Origin of the sequence: Streptomyces sp. TN58 (assembly GCF_001941845.1) — a bacterium.
Classification (GTDB): Bacteria; Actinomycetota; Actinomycetes; order Streptomycetales; family Streptomycetaceae; genus Streptomyces.
This window is the reverse complement of record NZ_CP018870.1, coordinates 3,795,680-3,813,159: the sequence shown is the minus strand read 5'-3', so window position 1 is coordinate 3,813,159 and position 17,480 is coordinate 3,795,680. Positions and strand designations below refer to the sequence as shown.

The 17,480-nt window shown below is 73.7% G+C and carries 17 protein-coding genes; 3 read left to right on the top strand and 14 right to left on the bottom strand.

The genetic code is table 11. The features are described 5' to 3' along the window. Positions 1-33: 33 nt before the first annotated feature. A complete protein-coding gene (locus BSL84_RS17270) occupies positions 34-639 on the bottom strand; it encodes a class F sortase (RefSeq protein ID WP_075970686.1) in 606 nt (201 codons plus the stop codon). 287 nt (positions 640-926) lie between these two features. After that, positions 927-1,169 carry a hypothetical protein gene (locus tag BSL84_RS17265; RefSeq protein WP_030030486.1) on the bottom strand — a complete coding sequence of 81 codons (243 nt, stop codon included), beginning with the start codon at positions 1,167-1,169 and terminating at the stop codon, positions 927-929. Positions 1,170-1,418: 249 nt separating this feature from the next. Between BSL84_RS17265 and BSL84_RS17260 the strand changes: the two genes are divergently transcribed. Beyond that, positions 1,419-1,883: a histidine phosphatase family protein gene (locus BSL84_RS17260; RefSeq protein ID WP_075970685.1), complete on the top strand. Its 465-nt coding sequence runs from the start codon at positions 1,419-1,421 to the stop codon at positions 1,881-1,883. 85 nt (positions 1,884-1,968) lie between these two features. Here BSL84_RS17260 and pucL read toward each other — a convergent pair whose 3' ends face one another. The 5 genes from pucL to BSL84_RS17235 form a co-directional block, all read right to left on the bottom strand. After that, positions 1,969-2,886 carry a factor-independent urate hydroxylase gene (gene pucL / locus BSL84_RS17255; protein ID WP_030030484.1) on the bottom strand — a complete coding sequence of 306 codons (918 nt, stop codon included), beginning with the start codon at positions 2,884-2,886 and terminating at the stop codon, positions 1,969-1,971. A 264-nt stretch (positions 2,887-3,150) separates the two neighbouring features. Beyond that, the gene (locus BSL84_RS17250) at positions 3,151-4,500 is read right to left on the bottom strand and encodes an aspartate aminotransferase family protein (protein WP_075970684.1); all 1,350 of its coding nucleotides are present in this window, start codon (positions 4,498-4,500) and stop codon (positions 3,151-3,153) included. 153 nt (positions 4,501-4,653) lie between these two features. After that, on the bottom strand, positions 4,654-5,025 hold the full coding sequence (locus BSL84_RS17245; protein ID WP_045321654.1) for a hypothetical protein: 372 nt from the start codon (positions 5,023-5,025) through the stop codon (positions 4,654-4,656). A gap of 191 nt (positions 5,026-5,216) precedes the next feature. Next, positions 5,217-5,420, bottom strand: coding sequence for a cold-shock protein (locus tag BSL84_RS17240; RefSeq protein ID WP_030030412.1), 204 nt, complete (start codon positions 5,418-5,420; stop codon positions 5,217-5,219). A gap of 286 nt (positions 5,421-5,706) precedes the next feature. After that, complete coding sequence (locus BSL84_RS17235; RefSeq protein ID WP_075970683.1) at positions 5,707-6,447, bottom strand: PP2C family protein-serine/threonine phosphatase; 741 nt, start codon at positions 6,445-6,447, stop codon at positions 5,707-5,709. A gap of 154 nt (positions 6,448-6,601) precedes the next feature. Between BSL84_RS17235 and BSL84_RS17230 the strand changes: the two genes are divergently transcribed. Together BSL84_RS17230 and BSL84_RS17225 are read left to right on the top strand one after the other, a co-directional pair. Next, the gene (locus BSL84_RS17230; protein ID WP_030030414.1) at positions 6,602-6,901 is read left to right on the top strand and encodes an antibiotic biosynthesis monooxygenase; all 300 of its coding nucleotides are present in this window, start codon (positions 6,602-6,604) and stop codon (positions 6,899-6,901) included. 69 nt (positions 6,902-6,970) lie between these two features. Then, positions 6,971-8,347 (top strand): FAD-binding oxidoreductase, encoded by a 1,377-nt coding sequence (locus BSL84_RS17225; RefSeq protein WP_030030415.1) that lies wholly within the window; start codon positions 6,971-6,973, stop codon positions 8,345-8,347. A gap of 72 nt (positions 8,348-8,419) precedes the next feature. Here BSL84_RS17225 and BSL84_RS17220 read toward each other — a convergent pair whose 3' ends face one another. The 7 genes from BSL84_RS17220 to BSL84_RS17190 all read right to left on the bottom strand — a co-directional run bounded on the left by BSL84_RS17220 (position 8,420) and on the right by BSL84_RS17190 (position 17,454). Next, entirely contained in the window at positions 8,420-8,986 is a 567-nt protein-coding gene (locus tag BSL84_RS17220; RefSeq protein WP_075970682.1) for a potassium channel family protein, read from the bottom strand. 97 nt (positions 8,987-9,083) lie between these two features. After that, a complete protein-coding gene (locus BSL84_RS17215) occupies positions 9,084-9,776 on the bottom strand; it encodes a GAP family protein (RefSeq protein WP_075970681.1) in 693 nt (230 codons plus the stop codon). Positions 9,777-9,925: 149 nt separating this feature from the next. Further along, on the bottom strand, positions 9,926-11,287 hold the full coding sequence (locus BSL84_RS17210; RefSeq protein WP_107484815.1) for a hypothetical protein: 1,362 nt from the start codon (positions 11,285-11,287) through the stop codon (positions 9,926-9,928). A gap of 169 nt (positions 11,288-11,456) precedes the next feature. Continuing rightward, entirely contained in the window at positions 11,457-14,021 is a 2,565-nt protein-coding gene (locus BSL84_RS17205; RefSeq protein WP_045321648.1) for an ABC transporter permease, read from the bottom strand. 65 nt (positions 14,022-14,086) lie between these two features. Further along, positions 14,087-14,833: an ABC transporter ATP-binding protein gene (locus BSL84_RS17200; protein WP_030032207.1), complete on the bottom strand. Its 747-nt coding sequence runs from the start codon at positions 14,831-14,833 to the stop codon at positions 14,087-14,089. A 225-nt stretch (positions 14,834-15,058) separates the two neighbouring features. Continuing rightward, the gene (locus BSL84_RS17195; protein ID WP_030032209.1) at positions 15,059-15,736 is read right to left on the bottom strand and encodes a response regulator; all 678 of its coding nucleotides are present in this window, start codon (positions 15,734-15,736) and stop codon (positions 15,059-15,061) included. Next, positions 15,733-17,454 (bottom strand): sensor histidine kinase, encoded by a 1,722-nt coding sequence (locus BSL84_RS17190; protein ID WP_234363475.1) that lies wholly within the window; start codon positions 17,452-17,454, stop codon positions 15,733-15,735. The genes BSL84_RS17195 and BSL84_RS17190 overlap by 4 nt, the downstream gene beginning before the upstream one ends. Between the last annotated feature and the right edge of the window lie 26 nt (positions 17,455-17,480).

Sequence of the window (17,480 nt, the reverse complement as noted above, 5' to 3'; positions counted from 1 at the left end):
AGACACCCCCCACGGCTGACAGAGCGCCAGGTGTCAACCGCTGCTGCGGTGCCCCGTCAGCCGGGCCAGTACCGCGGCCTCCCCGCCGATCACCCGCAGTTGGGCCCGCCCGGAGGGCTCCTCCTGCCGTGGCGCCGCGCCGGGTGAGACCCCCACGACGGTGAACACGGCCGTACGGCGGTCCGCGCGCGGGATCTCGATGGTCCGGCCCCGCCGCAACTCCCCCAGCCGCAGCCCGCTTCCGGTGACCACGGCGGTGCCGGCCGCACCGGGGGCCGGACCTCCGGAGTCCCAGGCGGCCTCCTCGTCCTCGCCGCCGAACGGCACGTCGACGCCCAGGCTCGGGATGCGCAGCCTCAGCGGCCGGGCGGCCCGCAGCGGTCCCGAGACCGTCCTCAACGGCCCCGCGGCGATCCTGCGCGGCCGCGTCACCTCGACGGGGTCGTTCCCGCCGGACCGCTCCAGCTCACGTACCAGGCGGCGGTGGCCGGACAGCCCCAGCGCCCGGGAGGGCAGCGCGTCGTCGGTGGTCGCGGCCCCGGGCGGCGGCGCGGCACCCTCGGTCCGCTGCAACACCACGACGGTGCTGGTCAGCAGAGCCACCGTCAGGGACGCGACGACCCACTGGGCGCGGGGCATGGGATTCCCTCCTGTCCGGCTCGTGCGGCCGGGGTCATGTGAGCAGTGGACACTTCCTCTGCCCATCGGCACACCGTGAAACACGGGAGACTGACATGGAGTCACGGGCGTGTCGCCGCACGATCGGGCAGTGTTCGCAGCTTGCGCCGGTCCGCGGCCGCGGCCGCCGGGTTCGGCGCGGATACGCCCGAACGGGTGAGGGCCCGGCGGCACCGGGAAAGGCCCGGCGGCACCGGGAAAGGCCCGGGCAGCACCAAGAAGGGCCGGGCGGCCCCGGCCCCACGGGCTCACATGACGACGGCCGCCGTGCCCGCGCCCATCGCCACGGCGGCCAGATGCACGGCCGGATGGCCGTAGTCGCCGTACCAGAGGTGGCGGGCCAGGCCGCCCAGTGCGGCCAGGGCGGCGATGATGCCGATCTGGCCGAACAGCGTGACGGCGCAGCAGGGAGCCAGGAGCAGCAGGAAGGAATTCAGCCAGAAGGGTGCGGCACCCGTCCAGCCCCGCCATTCCCTGATCGCCGTCGCCATGGACTATCGGCCCTTTCATCATCAACTGGTCGGCAGCAAAGCCTCCTTGGGCGGGGCGGACGGGCACAAGGGCCCGGTCGGCTAGAAAACCGGAGGCCAGGCCGAAAGTAGTCCTCCGCATGGTCGGGCGTGGTCGCCGCGGCCGGACGCACCGGGCGGAAGACGGTGCGGCGGCAGGGGAATCCGAGCAGGTGGCGGCACTCGTGCAGCGGCCGCCGGGGATCACGGGACAACCCTTAGGCTCCCGGTATGAAGAGTCGGTCGGTGCGCGTCCACCTCGTGCGCCCCCCACTGGACACCGCCGCCCGCCAGGGCCGCTTCGGCCACGCGCGGCCGTGCCCCGCATACGCGGGTCTGCGGGGCCTGGACACGGGGGAGTGGGCCGGGCTCACCCTGGACGAGGTGGCGGCCGAGACTCCCGAGGCCCTGCACGCCTGGCTGACCGACCCCGGCTACGCCCCGCCGGGCGGCGAGTCCGTGGACGCGCTGGTCGCCCGTGTCGGGGCGGAACTGGCCGCCCTGCCCCCGGGTACGCACCGGGCCGAGGTCGAGCAGGCCGTCGTACGGGCGGCCGTGGTGCACGCCCTGGAGCTCCCGGCGGCGGCCTTCTGGCGGCTCGACGTACGGCCGGACTCGGTGACCACGCTGACCGGGCGGGCCGGGCGCTGGAACCTCCTCGTGGGCCGCCCGCAGGAGGAGCTGCCCGGGACGTAGTGGCGCGGCCGCCAAGGGGCCGGGCCCGGACCCCGCGACGCGGTCCGGGCCCCGCCCCTGGCCGGCGCGGGCCGCCGGAGGCGGCCTACGCCACGATCCAGTCGGACGTCGCGATCACGGGCTGTACGCCGTCGCGGTGGACGGTGCCCTCGATCAGGCCGTACATGCGGTCCGCCGCGAAGTAGACCTCGTTGTCGTTCTTCAGGCCGAAGGGCTCCAGGTCGACGAGGAAGTGGTGCTTGTTCGGCAGGTTGAGCCGTACCTCGTTGACCTTGGGGCAGTTGTCGAGCACGCGCTCGGCCATCTGGTTCAGGGTCTGCTGGAGCGAGTACGAGTACGTCTCCGCGAAGGCCTCCAGCATGTTCTTGCGGACCTTCTTGTACGCCTGGTCCCAGTCGTACCCGGGGTCGTCCGCGGCCAGCGCCGAGTGGGCCCACCGCGCGGTGACCTTGGTCGCCAGAATGCGGTCGTACGCCTCCTTGAGCGTGGTGTACCGGTCCTTGACGTACCCGTGGAACTCGGAGTTCGTCGAGTTCATCACCGTGAGGTCCTTCAGGCCCGAGATGACCTGCAGGCCCGTGGTCTCGCTGTAGGTGACCTGCGCGGTGCGCACCTCCTGGCCCTTGAGGACGAAGGAGTGCTGCTCCTTGCGCGTCGGGACCGGAATGCGCTCCCAGGCGAATTCCTCGATGCGGATCTGGGCCTCGCGGATCGGCGCCTGTGAGGAGACGAAGTGCTTGGCGAGCAGGATGCCGAAGGCCTCCGGGGACTCGATGCCGTGCTCCTTGCCGAAGGCGTACACCGTGTTCTTGGTGGTGTCGGTCGGCAGGCAGTTGGCGTTGTCGCCGGTGAGGTGGACGTCGCGGAACTCACCGCGGAGCGCGACGGAGACATTGAGGTCGCGGATCTCGTGCCAGGAGCCGTCGTTTCCCTTGCGGGTGACCTTCACGATGCGGTTCTCGGCCTTGCCGTACTGGTTCTGTGCCAGGACGTGCTTGCTCATGCTGTCTTCCTTCGGGTACTCGGGAACACGGAGTCCGTACTTCTGGATCCCGTACGCCCGGCGTCCAGCGGTCTTCCCGCTCCCCGCCGTTCGGCCCCGAGGGGGCCGCCCCGGGACTGACGTGCATCCCGGTCCGTAGGTGCTTGGCCTGATTTGGCGTTTTGTGGCCTGCACGGATTGCAGCATGCGTACGGCGCGATGACCACCGCACGGATCCTCCGAAGACCGGCACCAGCGGATTGGGCGACCCCACAGACGCGCAGGTCAGGCGGTGTGCGCGTCGGCCACCGTGAGGGCCTCGTCGAGGATCCGCAGGCCCCTCTCCACGTCCTGGGGCGAGATGTTGCAGGGCGGGGCGATGTGGATCCGGTTGCCCGCGACGAGCGGCCAGAGCCCGCCCTTCTTGCAGGCGGCCCCGAACTCCGCCATCGGCGCGTTGTCCGCCCCGGCGGCGTTGTAGGGGACCAGCGGCTCGCGCGTCTCCTTGCTGCGGACGAGTTCGAGCGCCCAGAACGTGCCGAGGCCTCGGACCTCCCCGACCGAGGGGTGGCGTTCGGCGAGCGCCCGCAGGCCGGGGCCGAGGAGTTCCGCGCCGGTCCGCGCGGACTGCTCGACGACGCCCTCCTCCTCCATGACGTTGATCGTGGCGACGGCGGCCGCGCAGGCCAGCACGTGCCCGGAGTACGTCAGCCCGCCCGGGTAGGGCCGGCGGGCGAAGGTCTCGGCGATGGCCGCCGAGATCGCCACACCGCCGAGCGGCACGTAGCCGCTGGTCACGCCCTTGGCGAAGCAGATCAGGTCGGGGGTGACGTCCCAGTGCTCGCAGGCGAACCACTTACCGGTGCGCCCGAAGCCGACCATGATCTCGTCGAGGACGAAGACGATGCCGTAGCGGTCGCAGAGCGCGCGCACGCCGGCCAGGTAGCCGTCGGGGTGCACGAGCACGCCGGGGGCGCCGCCGACGGTCTCCAGGATGATCGCGGCGATGGACTGCGGGCCCTCGAAGACGATGGTGTCCTCCAGGTGGCGCAGGGCCCGCTCGCACTCCTCGGCCTCGGTCGTCGCGTAGAAGGGCGAGCGATAGGCGAAGGGCCCCCAGAAGTGCACGACGCCGGCGGTCGCGGAGTCGTTGCCGAAGCGGCGGGCGTCGCCGGTCAGGTTGATCGCGGTGGAGGTGGCGCCGTGGTAGGAGCGGTACGCGGACAGCACCTTGGGGCGGCCGGTGTGCAGCCGCGCCATGCGGACGGCGTTCTCCACGGCCTCGGCGCCGGCGTTGGTGAAGAAGATCTTGTCGAGGTCGCCGGGGGTGCGTTCGGCGATCAGCCGGGCCGCCTCGGAACGCGCGTCGACGGCGAAGCCGGGCGCGACGGTGCAGAGCCTGGCCGCCTGCTCCTGGATGGCCGCGGTGACCTTGGGGTGCTGATAGCCGATGTTGGTGTAGACCAGGGCGCTGGAGAAGTCGAGGTAGCGGTTGCCCTGGTAGTCCCAGAAGTACGAGCCCTCGGCGCCGGCCACGGCGAGCGGGTCGATGAGCTCCTGTGCCGACCAGGAGTGGAAGACGTGCTTCCGGTCAGCGTCTTTCACGGTCGCGAGGGCGTCGGCTTCTGCGTTCATGAAACGAGAGTAGTCGTCCGGGATGTGGACAGGGCGGGGGCCGCCCGGGCCCTCCCCGGGCGCTCCGCGCGGGCGCGCGGGCCCGTCCGCGGTGGCGGGCGGGGCGTGCCGGGAGAGCCCGGGCGGGCAGGGCCGTGCGGGCGGGGAGGGCGGTTACTTGTCGGAGTAGCTGAAGTCCCCGACGGTCCAGGCGCTGACGTCGTCGAGGGCGATCCGGTACATCCCGCCGGTCTCGGGGATGCCCACCGGGCCCTGGAGGATGCGCGCCACGTGGAAGTGCAGGTGGGAGGGCGGGCCGGCGGGCTGTCTGGCCGTGCTCTCGGGCGAGCTGAACACCTCGGCGAACGGACCGAGCCGGTCGGAGTCCCGCAGGACCTCCGCCACCCGCTGTCGCCAGACGCTTTCGGGGGCGAGGCGGCCGGTGATGACGGCGCCGTTCACGACGACCGTCAGGGACATCTGATTGGTCTGTTCCGACTCGACCATGGCGGCGAGGTCGCGGAGCAGGTCGTCAGGGATCGACATGGGCAGGGACTCTAGCAAGCGGGCCCGGCCCGGGGCAGTGCTTCCGGCGCCGCGGCGGCCGATTCCCGGCGGCCACGGGACAGCCCCAAGGCGAACGGGCCCGCGGTCCGCACGCGGAGGGTGCGGGCTGCGGGCCCGTGCGCTCGCGCGCCGGCACCGGTCTCAGGCCGGTGCCGGCGGCCGTCCCGGTGTCAGGCGGGAACGATGTTCTCGGCCTGCGGGCCCTTCTGGCCCTGCGTGACGTCGAAGGTGACCTTCTGGCCTTCCTGGAGCTCACGGAAGCCCGACGTGGCGATGTTGGAGTAGTGGGCGAAGACGTCCGCGCCGCCACCCTCCTGCTCGATGAAGCCGAAACCCTTTTCCGCGTTGAACCACTTCACGGTGCCGGATGCCATGCAAGTTCTCCTTTGGGGCAGTGCCCGGGCCGCACTGTGCGGACCCGGCGTCGACGAGATGATTGCCCCGACCGGAAATCAGAACCGGAAATGAAAAGTGCACCCACCGGAAAATCAGGTGAGGGCACTTGTAAGCTTTTTGGGGACCACAACCGCAACTGGCGTCACCGTAGCACAGGGGAAACGGGCGGACCGGGAATGCCTTTCCGTTCTGATATCGCGGCGTCGCGCCACCGGAAATCCGGGCATTAAATCCTATGAATGCGCCGTTGTTTTCGGGCGCCCCTCAGGCGCCGATGCGGATCAGCGCGAGCGTGATGTTGTCGGGGCCTCCCGCGTCGATCGCGGCCTTCCACAGCTCGAACGCCGCCCTGCCGTCGTCGTGCACCCGCAGCAGTTCCTCGATCGCGTCGTCCGGCACCGGATCGGTCAGCCCGTCACTGCACACCAGGTACCGGTCGCCCTCGACCAGCGGGAAGGTCCCGATGTGCGGGGTCACGGCACTGCGCCCGCGGCTGCCGCCGAGCACCTGGGTGACGGCGGATGTGGTGCGGCGCCCGGGCGCCGGGGGCGGGCTGTCGTCCACACTCACCTGGCGCAGGCCGTCGCGCCCCGCGTGGAACACCTTGCTGTCGCCGACGTTGAAGGACAGCAGCGACTCGGCCAGGACGAGCGCGCCCGCGACCGTAGTCCCCATGGCGGTCAGGTCCGGCCGGCCGTCGGCGGCCGAGTACACCGCTTCGTTGCAGAGGTCCAGGGCGCCGGCCACGGCTTCCGCGCAGTCCAGGGAGGGGCCGAGCGCGGACAGCTGGCGCACCACGAGCTCACTGGCCACCTCCCCGGCGGGCTGCCCGCCGAGCCCGTCGGCGACCGCGACGACGAGCGGTCTGCCGAAGGGGAAGACCAGCGTCTGTGGGTTCTGGGTCACGGTCCCGCACAGGGTCCACGGCCCGATCGCCAGGCTGTCCTCGTTCTGGTCGCGGACCAGCCCGACATGGCTCAGGGCGGTCACAGCTATGTACGTCACCTCGACGTCCCGCCTCTCCGCAACGGCTCCGGCAGACGCGTACCCGCCACCATTGTCGCGCCCCTCCGGCATGCGCGGCGCGGTCTGCCGGAGCACGCTGGTCGTGGAGCTGCCCGTCCCCCGACGGCGGCCAGGTCAGGAAGGACTGCCGTTGATGTTCGCGAGGCTGAGCACCTACCAGGGATCACCCGTTCCCGCGGAGGGAGACCTGGGCGCGCATTCGGAGGAGATCGTCCGGCAGGTACGGGACGTGCCCGGTTTCCGGGGCGTCTACTACCTGGTCGACCGGGCCACCGGAGAGGCGAAGTCGCTGACCCTGTGGGAGGACGAGCAGAGCATGCGTGACAGCGAGGATCTCGCCCACCGGATCCGCGAGGAGACCGCCCGGCGGGAGGGCCAGCAGGTCGTCACCGTCGAGCACTTCGAGGTCGGCTTCAGCCATCTGGGGCCGTAGGGGCAGCACCCGGCGTACGCGTCTCGGCGCGGCGTGGGAGCGAGGCACGAAGAACGAGGAGCGATGGTCATGGGCAAGCTCGCGATCGACCAGCTGCGAGAACGGGTACGCGGGGCGGTCGTCGCCCCCGGCGACGCCGCCTACGAGGAGGCGCGCGCGGTCCACAACGCCATGATCGACCGGAGGCCGGCCGTCGTCGTGCGCTGCGCCAACGCCGGGGACGTCGTGGCCGCGGTCGACTTCGCGCGGGAGAACGCGCTGGACCTCGCGGTCCGCGGCGGTGGCCACAGCGTGCCCGGCTTCGGCACCTGCGACGGCGGCGTCGTCGCCGACCTGTCGGGGATGCACGGGGTACGCGTCGACGCCGCGCGCCGCACGGCGCGCGCGGAGGGCGGCGCCACCTGGGGCGACCTCAACGCGGCGGCGTACGCCTACGGGCTGGCCACCACCGGCGGAATCATCTCCACCACCGGCATCGGCGGTCTCACCCTCGGCGGCGGCATCGGCTACCTGTGCCGTGGCCTGGGTCTGAGCTGCGACAACCTGATCTCGGCGGACGTGGTGACGGCGGACGGCCGGATCCTGGTGGCGAGCGAGGAGGAGAACCCGGACCTCTTCTGGGCGATCCGCGGCGGCGGCGGCAACTTCGGCGCCGTGACCTCCTTCGAGTACCGGCTCAGCCCGGTCAAGGACATCTACGGCGGGCCGATGCTCTTCGAGCTCGACGACGCGGCCACCGTGCTGCGGTCCTTCGCCGAGTACATCGCCGACGCCCCGGAGCAGCTCGGCGGGTTCCCGGCCTTCCAGCTGGCCCCGCCGCTGCCGTTCATCCCCGCCGACCGGCACGGCGATCCGTTCGCCCTGATCGTGGGCTGCTGGGCCGGGCCGCTCGACGAGGGCGAGAAGGCCCTCCGGGCCTTCCACGACTTCGCCCCGGTGGTCGCGGAGCACGTCGGCCCGATGCCGTACCCGGCGCTCAACAGTGCCTTCGACGCTCTGGTGCCGCCCGGCCTCCAGCACTACTGGAAGGCCAACTTCGTGACCGAGCTGACCGATTCGGCGATCGAGGCGCACCTGGTGCACGGCCCGAAGCTGCCCGCCGTCAACTCGACGGTCCACATCTACCCGATCAACGGCGCCTGCCACCGTGTGGGACCGCAGGAGACGGCCTTCGCCTACCGCGACGCCTCGTTCGCCACCGTCATCGCCGGCATGTGGCCGGACCCCGCGGAGAACGAGGCGAACACCGCCTGGGTCCGCGACTACTACGAGGCCACCGCACCGCACTCGGAGGAGGGCGGCTACATCAACTTCATGGCCGAGGACGACCAGAGCAGGATCAGGGCCAACTACAAGGGGAACTACGACCGTCTCGCCGAGGTCAAGCGGACGTACGACCCGGACAACCTCTTCCACCTGAACCAGAACATCCAGCCCGCCGCGTGAGGGCCTTCCGGCCCGCGCGCGGCCGGTGGCGTGAAGACCCCGTCAGGTTCCCCGGGCGGGGTCTTCCGCGTGTCAGGGCTCTTCGTCCGGGTCCTCCGCGTCGTCGTACGGGAGCCGCCGGCCCTGCCTCCTGCGCATGGCGATCTTGATCGCGCCGAAGAGCGCCTTGGCGATGACGCCCACCACGATCAGGTCGGCGATCATCTGCACGGTGGTCAGCACGCGCCCGGCCCCGGTGACGGGGACGATGTCGCCGAAGCCAACCGTCGCGAACACCGTGACCGTGAAGTAGAGGGCGTCCGTGCGGTCCAGCCTCTCGGAGAAGGTGGCCGGCACGGTCTCGGAGAGCATGAAGTAGGTCGCCGAGAAGACGATGAGGAACAGCGGTACGGCGGTGGCCATCGCTTCCAGAGCGGCCAGCCGCGGATACTCCGAACGGGCGATGGTGGAGACCTGCCAGACCGTCAGCAGACCGAAGGCCAGCAGGCCCAGGACGAGCGTCAGGACGGTCAGGACACCCAGGCCGCCTTCCAGGGGCGCCAGGTAGTAGAGCGTCGTGAGCAGGCTCGCAACGGCCGTCGCGCGCAGGCAGTGGCCCAGCAGGATGCGCCGGCGGCGGCGGTCTGCGTTGCGTCCCATGCCTTCAGGAGAACGGCCCCGGCGGTATCCGGCGACCGGAGCCGCGGGGGTACCGCCGTACCGCCGTACCGCGTGGCGCTGTACCGCCGTGCTCCGGTCAGCGCGTGAGGTCGTAGAGGCTCCTGCCGACCAGCCACAGGCCGAGGCCCAGACAGGCCAGGACGATCGCCGGGTCCTTGTGGTCCGAGAGCCATCTCCGCATGCCCGTCAGCGCCCGCGCCGCCCGCTCCGGGGCGAACACCATGTACAGCTCCATCGCCAGGAGGGTGGAGGAGGCCAGCAGGCAGAAGCCGAACAGGGCCAGGAAGGTGGCGCTGTCGGAGAGGTTCGCCCCGACGACGGTGGCGGCGGCCGCGCCGACCATGCCCCACGGCTGGATCAGCACCGCGATCCCGGCGGCGGACCACGCGGACGCCTGGTCCATGCGGGACGTGACGGGGTGCCCGTCGTCGGCGGGGCCGGGCCGGGCCGCCTCGCGGTCCGGTGCCCCGCCGGCCCCGGCCCGGACCCGCCGCCGGCGCCGGTACTCGGCGTAGGCGATCAGCCCGATGCCGATGGCCAGCCGGACCGCGAGGCCGGCGGTGGACGGCGGGGAGCGCGGCGGCGGGGGCTGACCGCCGGTGAGGAGCAGGACGACAGCGATCACGGCGACCAGGCAGCCGAACCAGGCCAGGATGAAGGCCAGCCCCTTCCACAGGCCGCCCGGGGCGGACACCACCAGCACGAAGGCCATGACGGGCAGCGGATAGAGCGTGATGATCAGCCCGATGACGATCAGGTCAAGCACCATCGGCTCTTCCCCGTCGGTCGATTGCCCCCTCCGCAGCTCGGGAGGGGGACGCTCATGCGTCCATGGTCGACCCGCCCCGCATGCGCCCGCAAAAGATGCGCCGCACGCGCCGCATGCGCCCGCAAACGCACGCGCCGCGCGCGGTGCTTCTACTCCACTCGCGGGCCGGGGGGCGGCCCCTGACGGCCGGCCGGGCCGCCGGTTCCGGTCCCGCTCGCGCCGTCGGCGACCCGCCCGCCGGCCGCGAGCAGGGCCAGGACGGCGAGCACCGCGAGCAGGATCAGCACCAGCAGCAGCACCGTCAGCACCGTCGGGTGGTTCCACAGCGCGAACACGAGCGCGACGACGAGCAGCACGCCCACGGTGAGCGCGTGCCGGTGGGCCGCCACCCACCGGCCCGCCGCCCCCGTGCGCACCCCGTGTCCGGCGCCCCAGCGGGCGGCGGAGTCGGCCGTACGGTCGGCCCGGCCGCGCACCCCGCGCGGCAGCCGGCCGGCGCCGGAGAGGTAGGCGCCGAGCGCCACGACGATGCCGAGGACGATCGCGGTCCGCAGGCTGACCCGCAGGAACCGCACCAGCGTGTCGAAGACGGCCGCCGCCGCGGCCGGGGACTGGACCTCCGGGGGCAGGTGGTCGAGGTAGTAGCGGCGGCCGACGACCAGGGCGAGGGCGACCAGCAGGCAGGCGAACGCCGCGCACAGGGCGGTGGTCACCAGAGCCCGCCGACGGCGCCGGGCCAGCATGACGCCGGCCGCGCCGAGGAGGACCGTGAGTACGGGCAGCCAGTTGCCGAGGGCGTCGAGCAGCCGCACCGCGCCCCTGATCTGCCCCAGCTTGTCGTTCCGGAAGAGCACCATCTGCTTGTCGACCTCGGGGATCTTCTCCGCCGGGGAGACCCCGGCGGCCACGAGCTCTTCCTTGACCTTGTCCACCGCCTCGCCGACGTCGAGGGTGACGGTGCCCCCGTCGACGCCGACCGCGCCGCGGCCCTTGCCGGTGAGCGCGTGCACCACCGCGTTGTGGGCGGCGCGATTGGCCGTGGTCCACACCTTCTCGAACCGGTCGCTCTCCACGAACCGCGTCGCCACCTTGGAGACGACCTGGTCGGCGGCCGAGTCCAGCTGCGGGCCCAGTGCCTTGACCGCGGCGCCCACGCGCGGCGGGAGCCCCTGCGACTCCAGCCACTTCGCCAGGTCGGCCGTGATCTGGGAGCCGTCCACGTGCGAGTCGGCGGCCTTCGTGATGCGGCCCACCGCGGCCTGCTCGATCGCCGGGTTCGAGGCGAGCGGCCTGACCGTCGAGACGTACCGGTCGGTGTCCAGCACGATGTCGTGCACCCAGACGGTGAGCAGGGAGAGCGGCACGAGGATGCACGTCAGCGTGATCAGTACCGCCGACACGGCGCTCTTCGCGATCCGCCCGCCACGGGATCCGCCGCCCTGCGCGGCGGCCGGCCGGGCGGCCGGCGCCGGGCCGGGCGGGTCGCCGGGGGACGGGGACGGCTCGCTCATGGCACTCCCGGGGACGGCGGGGCACGGCAGGGTGCGGCGGAGGCCGCGCCCTGCCATTGGAACCGGACCGCCACCGGACGCGCCTGTTCAGCTGCGCCCTACAGGTGACGCGGCCCCGGTCGCCTGGGTCGCCTGGGTCGCCTGCGTCGCCAGAGGAGCGCTCGCGCCCTCAGGCCTCGGCGACGGCGCGCAGCGGGCTCAGCGCCGCCGCCCGGCGGGCGGGTACGACCGCGGCGGCCGCGCCGACCGCGAGGGACAGCAGGCAGACCAGCAGCAGCCTCCCCCACGGCGGTGCGAACGCGTACTGCTCCATCGCGCCGTTCGCCAGCGAGCCGACCGCCCAGGCGCTGAACACGCCGCCCGCCAGCCCCAGCAGCGTGCCGAACGCGGCCACGACCACGGCTTCCAGCCGGATCATCCGCCGTACGCCGGCCCGCTCCATGCCGATGGCGCGCAGCACGCCGATCTCCCGGGTCCGCTCCGACACCGACATCGCGAGGGTGTTCACGATGCCGAGCGCGCTGATCACGACGCCGATCGCCAGCAGCCCGTACATCAGGGTCAGCAGCTCGCCCAGGCTGCCCGCGGCCTCGCGGACGAGGGCAGCCCGGTCCTGGACCTTCAGCAGCGGGTTGGCGCCCACCGCGGTGCGCAGCCCCTTGCCCACGGCGTCGGAGGAGGCGCCGTCGTCGGTACGGACGAGGATCCGCTGGACGGACCCGGGCAGGAAGCCGTTCTGCCGTACCTCGCCGAGGTCGCCGAGCGCGTCGCCGGCGACGGGGTTGTCCCGGTAGACGCCGACGACCGTGTACGGGCGCGGCTGGTGTCCGTGCCCGATGCGGGCCTCGATCCGATCGCCCGCGGCCAGCCCCTGTTCCCGGGCGAGCGTGGCGGAGACGGCGATCCGGCCGGGCCCGAGGTCCTCGGCGGAGCCTGCGGTGAAGTCCAGGCGCATGACCGCGTCCACGGCGGCCGGGTCCACACCGGCGATCCGCCTGACGCCGCCGCCGGTGAACACCGGCACGTCGGCGACGGCCGCCGCGGTCCGCACGCCGGCCGTGGCGGCGACCCGCTCGACGGCGGCCGGGTCGATGCCGGTGGTGGGGGTGCGGGTGCCGATCACGTAGTCCGCGCCGAGTCCGGCGGCGGCCTGGCGGTCCAGGGCCTGCGCGGTGGAGTTCCCGACGACGGCCAGCCCGGCGACCAGCGCCGTACTGATCATCAGGGAGGAGGCGGTGGCGGCGGTGCGCCGCGGGTCGCGCAGCGCGTTCTCCCGGGCGAGGTGGCCGACGGCGCCGAAGCGGCCGGTCAGCCGTCCCGCCTGCCGGATCACCGGTGCGGCGAGCAGCGGCGCCAGCAGGATCAGGCCGGCTGCGAGGACGCCGCAGGCGAGCATCGCGTCCTGGAGGTTGCGGGCCGAGGCGTCCTCCGCCCCGCTCAGCGACACCAGCAGCCCGGCGCCGAGGACGAGCAGGACCAGCCCCGCACCGGCGCGGACCCGCGACTGCGTGGCGGAGGGGGGCTGCTGCGCCGAACGCATCGCCTCGACCGGTGCGACCTTCGCCGCCCGGCGGGACGGCAGCCAGGCGGCCGGCACTGTCACGCCCACGCCGACGCAGAGCGCGGCCGCGACGGGCAGCGGGCCGATCACCAGCGGCCCGTCGGGCAGGGCGTCCTGGGAGGCGCCGAGCAGGCCGGGCAGTACGGCGGCGACGCCGAGGCCGAGCAGGAAGCCGGCGGCGGAGGCGACGAGGCCGAGCAGGGCGGCCTCGGCGAGCACGGAGCCGGCGACCTGGCGGCGTGTGGCGCCGATCGCCCGCAGCAGCGCGATCTCGCGGGTGCGCCGCGTCACAAGCATCGTGAAGGTGTTGACGATGAGGAAGGAGCCGATGAACAGCGAGACGCCGGCGAAGACCAGCGGCATTTTGGTGTGACCTCGGGTCAGGGTGGCGACGTAGGAGGCCTGCTGGGCCGCCTGGGCGGCGCCGGTCGTGGCCTCGGCCCGCCCGGCGGGCAGTACGGAGGCCACCCGGCCGGAGAGTTCGGCCTGGCCGGTGCCGGGCGCGGCGGTGAGGTCGATCCCGGTGTACCGGCCCGGGGAGGCGAACAGCCGCTGGGCGGTGGCCTTGTCGAACAGCACGAGGGTGCCGCCCGCGGTCACCCGGGTGTCCTTCACGGCGACGAGGCCCACGAGCCGCTTCGTCATGACCGGGCCGTCGGTGGCCAGTGTGACCGTGTCCCCGAGCCGGTACCGGCCGGCGGCGGCGGTGCCCGTGTCCACGGCGATCTCGTCGCCGCTGCGCGGAGCCCGGCCCTCGACCAGCGGGTACCGGCCGTCCTCGCCGTTCCCGTCCGGTACGTGGGCGGCGCCGAGGTTCGCCCACGCCCTGCCCGCGCGCAGCGGGGTGCCGTCGGCGGCGGAGAGGACGGCGGACCCGTCGGCGGCGGGCCGTACGGCGGCCACACCGGATACGGCGGCCAGCTGGCGTACCAGCGCGTCGTCCAGGACGCTCGCGCGTTCTTCGCCGGGGGAAGCGTCCGGGGGGTCCTTCGGGGTCACGGTGACGTCGACGCCGGCGAAGCTCTTCGACGCGGCGGCGCGGTAGGCGGCGGCGGAGGAGTCGGCGAAGACGAGGGTGCCGGAGACGAACGCGACGCCGAGGCAGACCGCCAGGACGGTCATGGCCAGACGGGCCTTGTGCGCGAGGAGGTTGCGCAGGGCTGTACGCAGCATGGGCAGCTTTCGGGGGAGGTGAGGAGAGGGGAGCCGCAGGAGCAGCAGGAGCCGGAGCAGGCGGCTCAGCTTTCGAGGCCGGGCATCCGGTCGAGTACGGCCGCGGCGGACGGCTCGTGCAGTTCGTCGACCACGCGGCCGTCGGCCAGGAACAGGACCCGGTCGGCGTACGCGGCGGCCGCCGGGTCGTGGGTGACCATGACCACCGTCTGCCCCAACTCCCGTACGCAGTCGCGCAGGAAGCGGAGGATTTCCGCGCCGGAGCGTGAATCGAGGTTCCCGGTCGGCTCGTCGGCGAAGACGATCTCGGGCCGGGTGATCAACGCCCGTGCCACCGCGACCCGTTGCTGCTGACCGCCGGACAGCTCGGCCGGGCGGTGGTGCAGCCGGCCCGCCAGCCCGACCGTGGCCACCACGGCCTCCAGCCAGGCGGGGTCCGGCCGGCGGCCGGCGAGCCGCAGCGGCAGCGTGATGTTCTCCAGCGCGGTCAGGGTGGGCATCAGGTTGAAGCCCTGGAACACGAAGCCGACCTTCTCCCGCCGCAGGGCCGTCAGCTGCTTCTCGCTCAGCGAGGACAGCTCGGTGCCGCCGACGCACGCGGAACCGGAGGTCACCGTGTCGAGCCCGGCCAGGCAGTGCATCAGCGTGGACTTGCCGGAGCCCGAGGGGCCCATCACGGCGGTGAACCGGCCCGGGGCGATGTCGACCGTCACCGCGTCCAGGGCGGTCACCCGGGTCTCCCCCTTCCCGTACACCTTGGTCAGAGCGGTGGCGCGGGCGGCCGGCCGGGAGGGCGATGGGGACTGCGACATGGGGGACTCCGCCTCGGGTGCGAGATGCGTCGGTCTCCACCCGAAGGGGTGGCCGGACCGGGGACGCATTCCATGCTCACCGCTCTGACCTGCGCAGACATCGTGCTGGAGGCTGGAGTCGAGCTCTGTCGGAGGGAGGGGGCGGGGCCGCCGGCCTCTGCCTTCGGACCCAGCCGCGGGCACGCCGCCTCCGCCTTCGGGCAGAGGCCGGCGGGCCGCCCGGCCTCAGGAGGCCAGGCCGGTCCGGTGGGCGAGGAGGGCCGCCTGAACCCGGCTTGCCGAACCGGTCTTCTCCAGGATCGCGCCCACGTGCGTCTTCACCGTGCCGACCCCGATGCCGAGCCGGCCGGCGATGTCCTGGTTCGACAGCCCCTCGCCCAGCATCGACAGGACCTCCCGCTCCCGTACGGTGAGCCGCGCGATCCGCTCGTCGACGGGCCCGGCGCCGGGGCCGTCCCGGTCGCCGCCGCGGAGCATCCGGGCGATCACCGACCCGGTCACGCCCGGGGACAGCACGGCGTCGCCGGCGGCTGCGGCGCGTACCGCCCCGATGAGCTCCTGCGGGCCCTCGTCCTTCAGGAGGAAGCCCGCGGCGCCCTCCCGCAGCGCCCGGATGACGTTGTCCTCGTCGCCGAAGGTCGTCAGCATCACCACGCGCGGCGCCGGATCGAGGGCGAGCAGCGGTGCGATCGCGGCGAGGCCGTCGCAGACCGGCATCCGGATGTCCACCAGCGCCACGTCGGGCCGGTGGGCGGCGGCCAGTTCGACGGCCTGCCGTCCGTCGCAGGCCTCGGCGACGACGTCGATGTCGCCGGCGTGCCGCAGGATCAGGCGGACCCCGTGCCGGATCATCGTCTCGTCGTCGGCGAGCAGGACACGGATGGGCCGGGCGGGCGTCGTCACGGTGTCTCCCAGGGCGTGGTGTCCCGGACCGACGGTACGCCGAACCGGTCGATGGCGATCAGCCGCTGGGCGGCGTCGAAGCAGTAGCGGGCGATGAGCAGCCCGCCGGGGTGCCGCTCGGTGGCGCCGTTGAACGGGTAGACGCAGCCGGCCGCACCGGCCGGACGCGGCGGCTCGTGGCCGGTGGCGGCGGCCCGTACCGCCGCGTTGTCCAGCACGCCGTGCCCGGCCACCTCCGCGTACGTCATGCCGATGCGCGGCAGCGGCGCCGGCCCGGAACGCCCCGTCGGCTGGGCGGCGTACACGAAGGCGACCCCGACGACCATGAGCGCGGACAGTGCCGCCAGCCCGGAGGCGAGCGTCAGGGCCTCGGCGGTCCGCCGCCCGTCAGGGGCGGGGGCGGTGGCGGTGGCGGTGGCGCCGGGGTCGGCTGGGTCGGCGTCGGTGCCGGTCGGGTGGGGGCCGGCCGGCGGGGCCGTCCCCGCCGCGGTACCCGGCGCGGCCGGCTCGGCGGGCACGGTCGCGGCCACCCGGAACCCGCCGGACGGCAGGGCGGCGGCCTCGAAGGACCCGCCGAGCAGTTCCACGCGCTCGCGCAGTCCGGCGAGGCCGCGTCCGGTGCCCGGTTCCTCCGCCGGGGTCCGCGTCGGCGGCCCGGGCCGGGCCCCGTTCCGTACGGTGACCCGGACCCGGGCTCCGGCGGCCTCGGCGGTGGCCGCCGCGGCGGTGTCGTGCTCGACCGTCACGGTGACGTGCGCGTCGGCCGCGTACCGGTGCACGTTGGTCAGGGCCTCCCGTACGACACGGTGCACCGCCCGCCGGACCGGCGCGGGACGGGCGTCGAGGTCGGGCCCCGTCCAGTCGAGCCGTACCGCGATCCCTCCGTCGCGGGACTGCGCGACCAGCGCCTCGATGTCGGCGCGGGTGCCGGTCGCGTCGGTGAGGGCGTCGGATCCGGTGTCCCGGGCGAGCGGCCCGAGCACGCCGAGGACCTGGCGCAGCTCGCGCATGGCGTCGCGGGTGGTGCTCCGCACCAGGACGGCCTCCTCGCGCAGCTGCGGGGCGGCTCCCTCCAGGGCCAGCTCCAGCCCGCCGGCGTGCAGGGAGACCAGGCTGAGCCGGTGGCCCACCAGGTCGTGCATCTCGGCGGCGATTCGGGAGCGCTCGTGGATCCGGGCCTCGCTGTCGGCCAGCCGGCGGGCCCGCTCGGCCGCGTCACCGCGCTCGCGCAGCGCCCGCACCAGGCGGCCCTGCTGCCCCCGCGCCGTGCCGATCAGGCCGGGGACGATCACGGCGGCCGGTGCGAGGACCAGGCCCAGGGCCAGCCCGTACGCCGCCGAACCGGGCCCGAGCCGCGGTCCGGCCGCCGTCGCGCACACCACGAGGAGGGCGCCGGCGGCGGTGAGCAGCCGGGCGCGCGGGCGCGGCCGGGCCATCCGGCGGGCCACGGAGTAGGCGGCCGCCGCCGTGACCGGCCCGACGGCCGGCACCGGGCCGGTCAGCGCGGCGAGGAGCAGGAGCACGGGCCCGGGCCGGCGGCGGCGCAGCGCGAAGAGCCCGGTGGCCAGGGCGAGGACGAGGAGCTGGAGGGGTGGGTGCGGCAGGTACCCGAGGTGGCCGATCGCCGCGTACACGCACAGGCCGGCCAGGCCCGCGCCGGCCGTCTCCGCGACCGGGCGGAGGCGTGCGGGACGACGGGGAGAGCTGATGGGCACCACGCTGACCAGTATCGACGCCGGGCCGC